Origin of the sequence: Staphylococcus sp. GDY8P198P (genome assembly GCF_017891615.1) — a bacterium.
Lineage (GTDB): Bacteria > Bacillota > Bacilli > Staphylococcales > Staphylococcaceae > Staphylococcus > Staphylococcus cohnii.
This window is the reverse complement of the sequence record NZ_JAESJQ010000016.1, coordinates 1-13,935: the sequence shown is the minus strand read 5'-3', so window position 1 is coordinate 13,935 and position 13,935 is coordinate 1. Positions and strand designations below refer to the sequence as shown.

Below are 13,935 nucleotides of genomic sequence, written 5' to 3'. Positions count from 1 at the left end.
AAATAATGAGACCAGTTATAGTTATGACACAAACTTCTAAATTTAAACAAAATGATAAGCTTATTCTACACAAACCATTTATAGATGTAGAGCCTTTATCATTTGATTTAAATTTATTAGATGTCGACTATGACTGGCTTATTTTTTCGTCTAAAAATGCAGTGAAATATTTCCAACCATTTTTATCACAAGTGAAAGTTAAAAATTTCGCTGCGATAGGTGCCAAAACTGCAGACTATTGTAAATCATTGGGTTTAGATGTGTTATTTTATCCTTCAGATTACTCACAAGAAGGGTTTCTTAAATGCTTTCAAACTTCAAAAAACAGCAAAATTTTAATACCCTCAAGTGCTTATGCACGGCCTTTATTGCAAAAAAGTTTAAGTCAACGAGGTTATCAAGTTTGTAAAATTGATTTATATCGCCCAGTACCACATACTAAAAATATTGAAGATGTTAAGCATATGATAAGAAATAATGAGTTAGATGTTATTACATTTGCTAGTTCATCTGCAGTAAGATATTTTTTTGAACAAAGTGAAACACCGCAATTTAATCAGTATTACGTCATAGGACAACAAACCTTAGACACTATAAAGCAATATGGTTATGATGCGGCAATATCAAATATTCAAACATTAGATTCGTTAATAAATAAAGTTGAAGAAAGTTGGGAAAATGATGCAATTTGATAGACACAGAAGATTACGTAGTAGTAAATCTATGAGAGACATGGTTCGTGAAACACATGTACACAAAGAAGATTTAATTTATCCTATTTTCGTTGTAGAACGAGATAATGTTAAAGAAGAAATAAAATCAATGCCAGGTGTGTATCAACTCAGTTTAAACTTGCTTGATGAAGAAATTAAAGAAGCATATGATTTAGGAATTAGAGGAATAATGTTCTTCGGTGTACCCAATGAAAAAGATGCTGTTGGTACAGGTGCTTATGATCATAATGGCATTGTTCAAGAAGCTACTAGAAAAGCCAAAGCAATGTACAGTGACTTGCTCGTTGTCGCAGACACTTGTTTATGTGAATATACAGATCATGGTCATTGTGGTGTTATTAATGAAAAAACAAATGATGTAGACAACGATAAATCTTTACCATTGCTAGTGAAAACTGCTATCTCACAAGTGGAAGCTGGTGCCGATATCATTGCGCCTAGTAATATGATGGACGGTTTCGTAGCAGAAATTAGAGCAGGTTTAGATGATGCTGGTTATTACAATATACCAATCATGAGTTATGGTATTAAATATGCTTCTAGCTTTTTCGGTCCATTCCGTGATGCTGCTGAATCTGCACCACAATTTGGTGATAGAAAAACGTACCAAATGGATCCAGCAAATAGAAGAGAAGCACTAAGAGAGCTTGAAAGTGATTTACATGAAGGTGCAGACATGATGATTGTTAAACCTGCTTTGAGTTTTTTAGACATTATTAGAGATGTTCGTAATACGACAAATGTTCCGGTAATTGCATATAATGTAAGTGGTGAATATAGCATGACGAAAGCAGCTGCACTTAATGGATGGATTGATGAAAAACAAGTTGTGATGGAACAGATGATTTCAATGAAACGTGCAGGAGCGGACATGATTATCACGTATTTCTCTAAAGATATTTGTAGATATATTGATGAACAATAAGGAGGCAATTTTAAATGGGATATAATAATTCTATAGAAGCAATGAAGACAGCTGAAAATCTAATGCCAGGTGGTGTAAATAGTCCAGTTAGAGCATTTAAATCTGTAGATACGCCGGCGATTTTTATGGATCATGGTGAAGGTTCAAAAATATACGATATCGATGGCAATGAATATATTGATTATGTTTTAAGTTGGGGACCATTAATTTTAGGTCATAAAAACAAACAAGTAAATGAAAGCTTACATGAAGCTGTTGATAATGGTACAAGTTTTGGCGCTTCAACTTTAATTGAAAATAAGTTAGCAGAACTAGTTATCGATCGTGTACCTTCCATTGAAAAACTACGCATGGTATCTTCAGGTACAGAAGCGACACTGGATACATTACGCTTAGCAAGAGGCTATACTGGTAGAAATAAAATAGTGAAATTTACAGGATGTTATCATGGTCATAGTGATTCACTTTTAATCAAAGCAGGGTCTGGCGTTGCTACTTTAGGATTACCTGATTCTCCAGGTGTTCCAGAAGGTATTGCAAAAAATACAATTTCAGTACCATATAATGACTTAGCGTCAATAAAAGTAGCTTTTGAAGAATTTGGTGATGACATTGCTGGTGTTATCGTTGAACCTGTAGCGGGTAATATGGGTGTTGTTCCACCAGTAGAAGGATTCTTACAAGGCTTGAGGGATATCACAAATGAATATGGTTCGTTATTAATATTTGATGAAGTTATGACTGGTTTTAGAGTGGGATATCATTGTGCACAAGGTTACTTTAATGTGATGCCTGATTTAACTTGTCTTGGTAAAGTCATAGGTGGAGGATTACCTGCAGCAGCATTTGGTGGTAAAAAAGAAATCATGGATCATATTGCACCTTCAGGCAATATTTACCAAGCGGGAACATTATCTGGAAATCCGCTAGCTATGACAAGTGGTTATGAAACTTTAAAACAATTAACACCAGAGTCATATGAATACTTCAATAAACTTGGAGATATATTAGAAAATGGCTTAAAAGATATTTTTAAAAAACATAATGTACCCATTACTGTGAATCGTGCAGGATCTATGATAGGGTATTTCTTAAATGAAGGACCGGTAACTAATTTTGAAGAAGCAAATCAAAGTGATTTAGAAATGTTTAGTCAAATGTATAGAGAAATGGCAAAAGAAGGCGTATTTTTACCACCTTCCCAATTTGAAGGGACATTCCTTTCTACTGCGCATACAGAAGCGGATATAGAAAAAACATTAGCAGCATTTGATACTGCATTGAGCCGTATTGTTTAATGTTAAGCACTTAAAATTTATATTGTTATTTCCAATTTAGTTAAAATAAATAGTGTTTTAAAGGGCTCATTAATAACATTTAATTGTATTTACTTTTTAGAGTTCTTTTACCTAAATGGGGCGAGGATTCGAAATCAAATTAAGCATTTTGATTTCTAACTCGCTCCTTTTAATTTAATTAGTCATGTATATAAATATAACGATACTAAAGAAAGTTGTGAGCAAATGAATAAGCATTTAAAAAGTAATTTTATCGTATTAATATTAGCGCTTATTTTTAGTTTAGTACTAAATGCAGCCCATGTTTTGCTGCCGTTTATGTTTGGACCAATTATTGCTAGTATCGTTTGTATACGCTATTTACACTTAGATGTAAGATGGCCGTTTTGGTTAAGTCAAATTGGTTTAGTGCTATTAGGAGTTCAAATAGGCTCTACTTTTACAAAAAATGTCATATTTGATATCAAAGATGATTGGCTCACGATTGTTTTGATAACAATTATGTTACTTATATTAGCTTTAATCATTGCTTATTTTTTCAAAAAAATTGCTAATGTTAATACCGAAACGGCAATATTAAGTGTGATCCCCGGTGCTTTGAGTCAAATGTTAATAATGGCAGAGGAAAATAAAAAAGCGAATATAATGGTTGTTAGTTTAACTCAAACATCAAGAATCATATTTGTTGTTATATTAGTTCCATTTATATCGTATTTTTTTCAAGATTCTGGAAATCATTCAACAATTGGACGAACTACACAAGTTTTGACACAGGCTTTAACAATTCCGAATATAGCTTTACTTATTATTGCAATAGCTGTTATTTATTTTGTTATGACAAAAATAAATTTTCCAACCAAACAATTACTTGCTCCTATTCTCGTACTGATAGGATGGAACTTATTTACTGGTGTGACTTTCACACTAGATAATTACATCATTGCTGCAGCACAAATTATATATATGATTCGCATAGGTATACAAATAGCAAAGTTATTAGACCAAATGAAAGGGAGAATTGCAATAGCAATTGCATTCCAAAATATTTTATTAATATTATTAGCATTTGTCATGGTTTTGTTTATCGCAACCGTATCACATCATCAAGTGAACGAATTGTTCCTAGGTGCCGCCCCTGGAGGCATGAGTCAAATTGTTTTAGTTGCTATTGAAACTGGCGCAGATGTCGCGATGATATCTAGTTACCATATCTTTAGAATTTTCTTTATATTATTTTTAATTGCACCGATGTTAAATTATTTTCTTAAATTTAGGGAGAGACAAAGCGAAAGTAATAAAAATGATTAGTAAATATAGCGTTGTAAAATCTATTGATTTTTTACAATAATTTAATATTTATTATGTTGAACAACTTATTTTTCTTTGATATTATATAAGCGAAGTACCTCCAGTACTTCATCCTTTTGACCACTCTGCGGAGTGGTTTTTTTATACATTTAACGTCATGATTGAAAGTAAACTAAATATACGCTTATGACACGGTTTAATTTTAAAAGACTTGAATATGCTTAAACTAAAAAACATGAGCAAAAGCTCATGTCAGACTGTCGATAAACTGGGCGACTTTGATAGCAGTTTTTTGTGCATGTTTTCTGTCTATATTAATTATTGATGCAAGTTTAAAAATATTTTTTAGCACACACTTTTTGGAAAAAACAATTCTATTATTCAATAAAATCTAATAAATGAGACAACTGCTCGTTAACTATATTAAAGTGGTTTATTTTTAATGAAAACCTTCGCCATTGTAAATGTTAGGGTTATAAGGGCATGCTTGTAAGTGAGCATTATATAGTCCTGCTGCCTCCAAAAATGAGAAGACAGTGACTGGACCTAAAAACTTAAATCCATATTGCTTTAATTTTTTAGAAAGTTCCGTGGCACGCTCATCTACTGTCATTCGTTCAGTTGACTGACGATAGCCCAAATCGAGTGGTTTATCATCGACATAAGACCATAAAAACGTACTAAAACTGCCATAATCTTTTTCGATTTTGAAATATCCTTCTGCTTGATTGACAATAGCCTCTAATTTTTTTCTATTATGAACAATATTGGGAAACTCCATTAACCTATCAATATCTTCTGACGTCATATTTACAATTTTCGTTGGATCGAAATTATAAAATGCTTGTTCATATGATTCTTTTTTCTTTAAAATAGTTAACCAAGATAGCCCAGCATGTTGGGATTCTAATGCCATCAATTTAAATAGTTTCAAACTATCATATATAGGATGTCCCCAACTTTCATTGTGATAATTAATGTAAACAGGATCTGTAGTGCCAAATGCACATTCATTCATAAATTTCACTCCATTTTATTGACTTATTTTCATATCCATTATACTATAATCAAGTAAAGAAATATTGTCTACTGGGAAGAGTAAATAAGCTGAAATTTAACAGAGAGTACATGGTAGCTGAAAATGTACAATTTAACTTATTGAAGGTAGCCCACATTGAACTTTAGCTGAAACTTGTCAAATCTGAGATAATAAAGTAGGTTAAAGCGTGTTTGAGCGTTAATCATAATTTTAAGTGCTTGAAATTATTATACTAATTTCTTGAATTTAGGTGGTACCACGGTAAAACCCGTCCTATTTTATAGGATGGGTTTTTATTTATTTAAGGAGGATTTTACACATGGAAATGAAACCCAAATATAATCCAAACGAAGTCGAAGCTGGACGTTATGACCAGTGGGTCAATAACGGCTATTTTAAAGCAGCAGAAGATCATTCAAAAGAAACATATACAATCGTTATTCCACCCCCAAATGTAACTGGAAAATTACATTTAGGTCATGCTTGGGATACAACGTTACAAGATATTATAACAAGAATGAAGCGTATGCAAGGGTATGACACACTTTATTTACCAGGTATGGACCATGCTGGTATAGCGACACAAGCTAAAGTAGAAGCGAAACTCAAAGAAGAAGGTTTATCTCGCCATGATTTAGGTAGAGAGAAGTTCTTAGAAAAAGCTTGGGATTGGAAAGAAGAGTATGCAGATTTTATTAGACAACAGTGGGCAAAATTAGGTTTAGGCTTAGATTATAGTAGAGAGCGCTTTACATTAGATGAAGGACTTAGTAAAGCAGTTAAAAAAGTATTTGTAGATATGTATAATAAAGGTCTAATTTATCGTGGTGAATACATCATCAACTGGGATCCAGTTGCACGAACTGCTTTATCTGATATAGAAGTAATTCATGAGGATGTACAAGGTAAGTTTTATCATTTTAAATATCCTTATGCAGATGGTAATGGCTTCATTGAGATAGCCACTACACGTCCTGAGACGATGTTAGGTGATACTGCAATCGTAGTGAATCCGAATGATGATCGTTATAAAGATGTTATAGGTAAAACTGTAATTTTGCCTATAATTGGGAGAGAATTACCAATACTAGCAGATGAATATGTGGATATCGATTTTGGTAGTGGTGCGATGAAAGTTACACCATCACATGATCCAAATGACTTTGAAATAGGTAATCGCCATGATTTAGAACGTATTACAGTTATGGATGAGTCTGGTCACATGAATGCACATGCTGGTAAATATCAAGGTATGGATAGATTTGAATGTCGTGAAGCATTAGTAAAAGACTTATACGAACAGGATTTAGTGATTAAAATTGAAGAACATGAACATTCTGTTGGACATTCAGAACGTTCTGGTGCAGTCGTTGAACCTTATCTATCTACACAATGGTTTGTTAAAATGAAACCATTAGCTGAACAAGCATTAAACAACCAAAAAACGGATAACAGAATCGATTTTGTGCCAAATAGATTTGAAAAAACATTCAACCGTTGGATGGAAGAAATTAGAGATTGGACGATTTCACGACAGTTATGGTGGGGGCATCAAATACCTGCTTGGTACCATAATGAAACTGGAGAAATTTATGTCGGTGAAGAGCCACCACAAAATCAAGAAGAATGGACACAAGATGAAGATGTATTAGACACTTGGTTCTCAAGTGCACTTTGGCCATTTTCAACATTAGGTTGGCCGGATACTGAAAATGAAGATTTCCAACGTTATTACCCAACTAATGTACTTGTAACAGGTTATGATATTATATTCTTCTGGGTAGCTAGAATGATATTCCAAGGACTTGAGTTTACAGGACAACGCCCATTTAACGATGTGTTATTACATGGGTTAGTGCGTGCTGAAGATGGACGTAAAATGAGCAAATCATTAGGCAATGGTGTTGATCCAATGGACGTTATTGATGAGTATGGTGCAGATAGTTTAAGATATTTCTTAGCTACTGGTTCATCTCCTGGTCACGATTTACGTTATTCTACAGAAAAAGTTGAATCAATCTGGAATTTTATAAATAAAATATGGAATGCTGCTAGATTTAGTCTGATGAATATTGGTGACGATTTCAAAGTTGAAGATGTAGATTTATCAACTAATTTATCTTTAGCAGATAAATGGATTTTAACACGCTTAAATGAAACAATAGATACAGTTACTGATTTAAGTGAACGTTATGAATTTGGTGAGGTTGGCAGAGCTCTATATAACTTTATTTGGGATGAATTCTGTGATTGGTATATAGAAATGAGTAAAATACCTATGAACGGTGAAGATGAAGCTCAAAAACAAGTTACACGTTCTGTATTAACTTATGTGCTAGATAATACAATGAGAATGTTACACCCATTTATGCCGTTTGTAACAGAACAAATTTGGCAAAATTTACCACATGAAGGTGAAACGATTGTCAATGCAGCTTGGCCTAAATCAAATAATGAGTTAGTATTTGATGAAAGTAAAGAAACGATGCAACAACTTGTTGAAATAATAAAATCTGTAAGACAATCTCGACTAGAAGTAGATACGCCATTATCAAAAGCTATTCCAATTTTCATTCAAGCAAAAGATGAAAATATACGAGAAACTTTATTAAATAATTCAAATTATATTGATAGATTCTGTCATCCAAGCGAACTAATTATCCAAACTACAATAGCGATCCCTGAAAAAGCAATGACATCAATTACTTCTGCTGGTGAAGTCATATTACCATTAGAAGGTTTAATCGACATGGATAAAGAAATTGCACGTTTAGAAAACGAACTCGAAAAATGGGAAAAAGAGTTAGATCGTGTCAATAAAAAACTAGCTAATGAAAACTTTGTTAATAAAGCGCCTGAAAAAATTATTAATGAAGAGCGTGAGAAAAAACAAACATATCAAGAAAAATATGATGGTGTACAAGAACGAATTAATCAATTAAAAGCATAGGAGTCCTTAACATGAATTACCTAGACAGCTTATATTGGATACATGAACGAACTAAATTTGGCATTAAACCAGGTGTTAAACGCATGGAGTGGATGCTAGATAAATTAAACAATCCACAATTTAATATCAATGGTATTCATGTCGGTGGTACAAATGGTAAAGGGTCAACAGTTGCCTATTTAAGGTCAGCGCTTGTTGACAATGGATATGAAGTTGGGACCTTTACGTCTCCTTTTATAGAAACATTTAATGAACGTATAAGTTTAAATGGTGTACCAATAAGCGACGATGCCATTGTAGAATTAGTTCAAAAGGTAAAACCAGTAAGTGAAGCATTAGAAATAGAAACAGAACTTGGAACAGCCACAGAATTTGAAATTATTACAACGATGATGTTTCTATATTTTGGAGAAATTCATCCAGTTGACTTTGTAATAGTTGAAGCAGGCTTAGGTATAAAGAATGATTCTACAAATGTATTTAAACCAATACTTAGCATTTTAACGAGTATTGGTTTAGATCATGTTGATATTTTAGGCGACACATATGTAGATATCGCCAAAGATAAAGGTGTAATTATTAAACCTGAAACGCCTGTCATATATGCTGTGAAGAATGAAGATGCACTTAAAATCATTCGCGATTTTGTAGAACAACAAAATGCAGAAGGTATTGAGTTAGATAGAGATATTAGTGTGATTTCTCAAGGTGAGGAATTTACATATCGCTATAAGAATTATGAACTAGAAACGCTTATTTTGAATATGCTTGGTGAACATCAAAAAGAGAATGCAGCATTGGCAATTACAGCATTAATCGAATTAAATGAATCTGGGTTAGTTGAATTAGATTTTAATAAAATGATTAATGGGATTGAAGCTGTGAATTGGACAGGAAGAATTGAGAAAGTTAAAGATGAACCATTAATGATTATAGATGGTGCCCATAATTTGGAAAGTGTAGAAGCACTTATAAAGACGTTAAAAGACTATTATAAATTAGATAATGTCGACGTATTGTATGCGGCTATTAATGGAAAGCCTATTCACGCAATGGTTGATCAATTAAAAACAATTGCTTCTACAATGTATATTACGGATTTTGATTTTCCAAAAGCATGCACAAAAGAAGAAATTTACGATGAAATACGATTTGATCAAAAAGAAACTGTGGATGATTTCGTTCGATTTATTGAAAATTATGAAGGACAGGGCTTAGTTATTACAGGTAGTTTGTATTTCATCAGCGAAGTTAAAGCTAAAGTAAATTTCTAAACATTTAATTTGAATATAATAAAGCTAGTTATTATTTAACACCTTAACCAAAGTTATATAATGGTTTTGTTAAATGGTAGACTAGCTTTATTTTTTGTATTTTTCTATTATTATTTGAAAAGTGATGTTTTTGTTAAAGTGCTAGACTCGTATTGTTATAATAAGCAAGAGGAGGCGATTCATTGCTTATATTGTTTGTTGTTTGTCCTGTGTTATTTAGCTTTCTTTATCAATTATGTTTTGTTGAAACATTTAACTTAAAGTATTTGGCAACAAGATCCAAGTGTGATTTCTGTAATAAGCAATTGAGCTACAGAGATATCATACCAATATTCAGTTATATTAGACTCTTAGGAAAAACCTCATGTTGTAATCAACCGCTTAGTAGACTTTATATTTTAGGTGAGGTATTGTCATTGGTACCAGCCTTATATTTGATATTTAATCCAAACGCAAAATCGTTATCCACTTTCATATGCATATATTTATTTCTCCTTGTTTTTGCTCTCTATGATATACAAACTTTATCTATCCCGTTACACATACTTTTTGTATTTGCTTTCAGTAGTGCAGTTATTATTGATGGCAACCTCTATTATTTTGTTATTACCACACTCCTACTACATATATTTTATTTTTTATTCAAAAATGCTATTGGATATGGTGATATATTAATTTGTTCGCTTTTATCATATTTAATACCATATTCCATTTTTATCAATGTACTCTTTCTAACATGCTTAATAGGCAGTATATTTTCTACGATATTAGTGTTGAAAACAAAAAATCGAAAAATTAAAATACCATTTATACCATTTATATATATAGCTTTTTGTATAGAGACAGTATTATCACATTTTAGGATTTTCGGAGGAAGTTTATGATATCAATGCTTCATTCACTCATCCATTTAGATTAAAAAAGTACATATGTGGGTAAAATACATATGTAATGATTTAAAATCAATTTAAGGTTGATTTGTAACATAATTTGTTAAATATTGAAAGGAAGTTATAAATTGAGTTTAAATGAAAAATTTCTATTAAATGATGGTACAATATTACCTCATATAGCATTAGGCACAGTTAATATTCAAGGTGGCAAGGGTGTTAAAGCATTAGAAAATGCATTGAATCTTGGTTATAGAGTTATTGATACTTCAACAAACTATAATAATGAAGGAATGGTAGGCGAAGCCATTCGTCGTTCTAGTATTCCAAGAGAAGAAATTTATGTAAGTGCTAAACTACCTGGTGCAGCTCATGAATATGATAAAGCAATTAACCTTATACAAGAATCACTATATAGAACGGGCTTAGATTATTTTGATAAATATTTAGTTCATTGGCCTAATCCTAAACAAGGTAAATATGTAGAAGCTTGGCAAGCATTAGTAGACGCTCAAAAATATGGATTAATAAAATCGATTGGTGTATCCAATTTCATGCCTGATCATTTAGATGACATCATAGAGGCAACAGGTGTTACGCCTGCAACAAATCAAATAGAAATTCATCCATACTTTAATAATAGTGAATTAATCAAAGAAAACGATAAACGTGGTGTTTTATCGGAGGCATGGAGTCCGCTTGGTCGTGAGATTAATGATGTGTTAACCAATAATACAATTAAAGAAATAGCAGAAAAATATAATCGTTCTACAGCACAAGTCATTATTAATTGGGTGAATCAGAAACATGTTTTCCCTGTAGTTAAAGCTACACAATATACTCATCAACGAGATAACTTTAATTATCTTGATTTTAAACTATCAGATGAAGATATAGCTAAAATAGATGCATTAGATAAAGGAGAAAATGGTCGTGTTGAAGGACAGAATCCTTATGAGTATGAAGAATTTGTATAATATAACAAGGGATAAATTCACATTTTAGTTTAAAACACTTTAAAGTATATTTTTAAATTTCGTGTTTTGTTAATTTCTAAAAGCGGGCAATGGGATCGATTAACAACTGTCGATTTTATTCTCGCTTTTTAATTTATTTTAGTAATTAAAGTGTAAAAATGCTATCAGTATAGCATTTGCTATTTTAAAATGTAAAAATATGATAATATCAAGAAAAGGGAGGGGAACTCATAAAATGGCAGAAAAGAAATTCCCAAAAGATGCAATGCGCGTTTTAAAAGAGACAAGCCGTACGTTTTATATTCCAATTACTTTTTTAGAAAAAGAACTAAAACATTCTGTAGCTTGTGCATATTTAGTTATGCGTGCAATTGATGAAATTGAAGATCATGAGGAAATTAACAATGATTTAAAGCATAGTTTGTTAATGCAAATTAGCGAATTATTAAATACGCCTTTTGATTCTGAAAAATATTTAAAAATAATAGATCCAGTAAAAGATAAATTACCTGAAGTTTCAGTGAGATTAGGAGATTGGTTGGCAGCTTGCCCTGAACATACTCGGGCAATCGTTAGAGAATCTTCTAGTGAAATGGCATATGGTATGGCAAAATGGGCAAAAGCTAACTGGAGAATTAAATCTCGTGAAGATTTAGATGATTATACATATTATGTAGCAGGACTTGTAGGTGTAATGCTATCTAAACTATGGGATGTCTGTGCAAATGTTAAAACAGATAGAGATTTTGCAATAGGTTATGGAAGAGGACTTCAGGCTGTAAACATTCTGCGAAATGAAGAAGAAGATCTTGAGGAACGTGATGTGAGTTTCGTTCCTGACGACTGGACGCGTGAGGACTTATTTGCATATGCTGAAGAAAATTTAGCAAAAGCGGATGAATATATGAAAGCAATCAATAAAAGGACGATTTTATTGTTCTGTCGTTTACCATTAGCTTTCGCACATAAAACGTTAAAAGCAATGAAAAATGGGCGTGAAAAAATGACACGAGAAGAAGTTGAAAAAACAGTAGAAGAAGTAAAAAAAGAAGAATAGTTCAATTAAAAGCATAGCTATTTTAATTTGTAAAAATTTACATTTTGAAATTTACTATGCTTTTTTAGCCTTGTAATAAAATATAGTTTATTTCATTTTTGAATTTTGACGAACTCTAATATAACTTGAGCACATTATTAAAAGGATGGGTGATAGGGCTTGAATAAAACAACGGGAATGAATTTTTTAATTTTTATATTTTTAGTCATATTTGCTGTAGCTTTTTTTACTAATATATTTGGAAAACTCACAATATATTTAATCATCATACTTCCTTTAATTATTTTCGGCTTAGGTATCTGTATTTTTATAGACGCTATTAAAAAATATAAGCATGATAATCACAATATTGATAACCATAATTTTTAATGATAAAACAATTTATAATTTGTTATGGTTTGTTATATTCATAAAATATAATAAAAAAGGAAGGGATTTTATTTGAAATTTTTTATGACATTATCACCAGCAATTATTTATGCTGTATTGTTAGCGGTGCAATATTTTATATCTAAAACAGGGAATAAGCTATTGGGCGCCATTTTACCAACTTTATTTGTGGTTACACTTATTTATTTATATGTTAAAGATGTATTACCATTGAATATATGGGGAACTGTAATTTTAGGGATTATAGGTCTTTTATTTTTATTTGCACAGTGGGACAGTGCACAAAAAAGTAAAGAAACATCTTGATATAATTTATAAAACAAGCAAATTTTTATTCTGAGTTAAAACTTTTTGGCTAAAAATAAGCAATTATTAAATTAATGAGAAAATAGTCAACATGACACATCATTCGTAGTAGAATAAATACACCTCGCTTTTGAATGCTTCTTTAAAATTTGTTATTCCAATGACATTACAAAATTATTAATTTTAATACAGAAATACATCTAGATTATTCATAGGAGTTGTTGTTTATTGAGAATAAATGAACTTGCAGATCATCAAAAACCAAGAGAACGTATGTTGTGTCATGGTGCCAGGTATTTATCACATGCTGAATTATTAGCTATTCTCATTAATACAGGAAGAAAAGGCAGTTCAAGTTTAGATATAGCTAATGAATTATTAAAATCAGTAGATAGTTTAAAAGAATTAAAAACGTTATCTATTAATGATTTAAACAAAGTAAAAGGTGTGGGACTGTATAAAGCACTTATATTGAAAGCAGCTTTTGAATTGGGTGAACGTATACATTCCGGAAGTGTTGATGATAAAATTCAAATTACTAGCCCTAAAGATGTGGCAGATTTTATGATGGGTAAGATGGAACATTTGACGCAAGAAAAATTTATTGTGCTGTTCTTAAATTCTAAAAATATCATTATAAAAAAGAAAACAATATTTGTAGGTACGCTAAATTCTTCAATTGTTCATCCAAGAGAAATATTTAGTGAAGCGATTAAATGTGCGAGTAATGCGATTATCGTTTTACATAATCACCCTTCCGGTGATACATTAAACATAGTATCCTAAA

11 protein-coding genes, 2 pseudogenes and 1 other annotated feature are annotated in these 13,935 nt (G+C 31.6%); of the genes and pseudogenes, 12 read left to right on the top strand and 1 reads right to left on the bottom strand.

The genetic code is table 11. The features are described from left to right. Nucleotides 1–5 precede the first annotated feature (5 nt). The 4 genes from KA824_RS10415 (at nt 6) to KA824_RS10400 (ending at nt 4,265) form a co-directional block, all read left to right on the top strand. Nucleotides 6–692: a uroporphyrinogen-III synthase gene (locus KA824_RS10415; protein ID WP_107384318.1), complete on the top strand. Its 687-nt coding sequence runs from the start codon at nt 6–8 to the stop codon at nt 690–692. Then, nucleotides 682–1,659: a porphobilinogen synthase gene (gene hemB, locus KA824_RS10410; RefSeq protein ID WP_107384319.1), complete on the top strand. Its 978-nt coding sequence runs from the start codon at nt 682–684 to the stop codon at nt 1,657–1,659. Before KA824_RS10415 ends, hemB begins: the two co-directional genes overlap by 11 nt. 14 nt (nt 1,660–1,673) lie before the next feature. Next, the gene (gene hemL / locus KA824_RS10405) at nt 1,674–2,957 is read left to right on the top strand and encodes a glutamate-1-semialdehyde 2,1-aminomutase (protein ID WP_107384320.1); all 1,284 of its coding nucleotides are present in this window, start codon (nt 1,674–1,676) and stop codon (nt 2,955–2,957) included. Nucleotides 2,958–3,182: 225 nt separating this feature from the next. Then, nucleotides 3,183–4,265, top strand: coding sequence for an AbrB family transcriptional regulator (locus KA824_RS10400; RefSeq protein WP_181187755.1), 1,083 nt, complete (start codon nt 3,183–3,185; stop codon nt 4,263–4,265). Between the two features lie 439 nt (nt 4,266–4,704). Here the strand turns inward: KA824_RS10400 and KA824_RS10395 are convergent, their stop codons facing one another. Beyond that, nucleotides 4,705–5,283, bottom strand: a complete 579-nt coding sequence (locus KA824_RS10395) for a DNA-3-methyladenine glycosylase I (RefSeq protein WP_181187756.1) — start codon at nt 5,281–5,283, stop codon at nt 4,705–4,707. Between the two features lie 58 nt (nt 5,284–5,341). Continuing rightward, nucleotides 5,342–5,583 (top strand) — a binding site (T-box leader). 40 nt (nt 5,584–5,623) lie between these two features. Here KA824_RS10395 and KA824_RS10390 point away from each other — a divergent pair. From KA824_RS10390 to radC, 8 genes and pseudogenes are all read left to right on the top strand, one after another. Continuing rightward, on the top strand, nt 5,624–8,254 hold the full coding sequence (locus KA824_RS10390) for a valine--tRNA ligase (RefSeq protein ID WP_107384323.1): 2,631 nt from the start codon (nt 5,624–5,626) through the stop codon (nt 8,252–8,254). 11 nt (nt 8,255–8,265) lie between these two features. Then, on the top strand, nt 8,266–9,528 hold the full coding sequence (locus KA824_RS10385) for a bifunctional folylpolyglutamate synthase/dihydrofolate synthase (protein WP_181187757.1): 1,263 nt from the start codon (nt 8,266–8,268) through the stop codon (nt 9,526–9,528). A 209-nt stretch (nt 9,529–9,737) separates the two neighbouring features. Next, nucleotides 9,738–9,908: pseudogene (locus KA824_RS13035) on the top strand (prepilin peptidase); the annotation flags it as partial. 93 nt (nt 9,909–10,001) lie between these two features. Further along, nucleotides 10,002–10,412, top strand: a complete 411-nt coding sequence (locus tag KA824_RS13030) for a prepilin peptidase (protein WP_369076557.1) — start codon at nt 10,002–10,004, stop codon at nt 10,410–10,412. Nucleotides 10,413–10,546: 134 nt separating this feature from the next. After that, nucleotides 10,547–11,395 (top strand): aldo/keto reductase, encoded by an 849-nt coding sequence (locus KA824_RS10375; RefSeq protein WP_181187759.1) that lies wholly within the window; start codon nt 10,547–10,549, stop codon nt 11,393–11,395. A gap of 235 nt (nt 11,396–11,630) precedes the next feature. Beyond that, on the top strand, nt 11,631–12,452 hold the full coding sequence (locus KA824_RS10370) for a squalene/phytoene synthase family protein (protein ID WP_181187760.1): 822 nt from the start codon (nt 11,631–11,633) through the stop codon (nt 12,450–12,452). Between the two features lie 441 nt (nt 12,453–12,893). Then, entirely contained in the window at nt 12,894–13,148 is a 255-nt protein-coding gene (locus tag KA824_RS10365; RefSeq protein WP_181187761.1) for a hypothetical protein, read from the top strand. Between the two features lie 228 nt (nt 13,149–13,376). Then, nucleotides 13,377–13,913: pseudogene (gene radC, locus KA824_RS10360) on the top strand (RadC family protein); the annotation flags it as partial. Between the last annotated feature and the right edge of the window lie 22 nt (nt 13,914–13,935).

Coding starts and splice junctions, on each gene's coding strand:
- hemL (WP_107384320.1), top strand. CDS start 1,674: ATGGGATATAATAATTCTATAGAAGCAATGAAGACAGCTGAAAATCTA.
- KA824_RS10385 (WP_181187757.1), top strand. CDS start 8,266: ATGAATTACCTAGACAGCTTATATTGGATACATGAACGAACTAAATTT.
- hemB (WP_107384319.1), top strand. CDS start 682: ATGCAATTTGATAGACACAGAAGATTACGTAGTAGTAAATCTATGAGA.
- KA824_RS10415 (WP_107384318.1), top strand. CDS start 6: ATGAGACCAGTTATAGTTATGACACAAACTTCTAAATTTAAACAAAAT.
- KA824_RS10370 (WP_181187760.1), top strand. CDS start 11,631: ATGGCAGAAAAGAAATTCCCAAAAGATGCAATGCGCGTTTTAAAAGAG.
- KA824_RS10390 (WP_107384323.1), top strand. CDS start 5,624: ATGGAAATGAAACCCAAATATAATCCAAACGAAGTCGAAGCTGGACGT.
- KA824_RS10400 (WP_181187755.1), top strand. CDS start 3,183: ATGAATAAGCATTTAAAAAGTAATTTTATCGTATTAATATTAGCGCTT.
- KA824_RS10395 (WP_181187756.1), bottom strand. CDS start 5,283: ATGAATGAATGTGCATTTGGCACTACAGATCCTGTTTACATTAATTAT.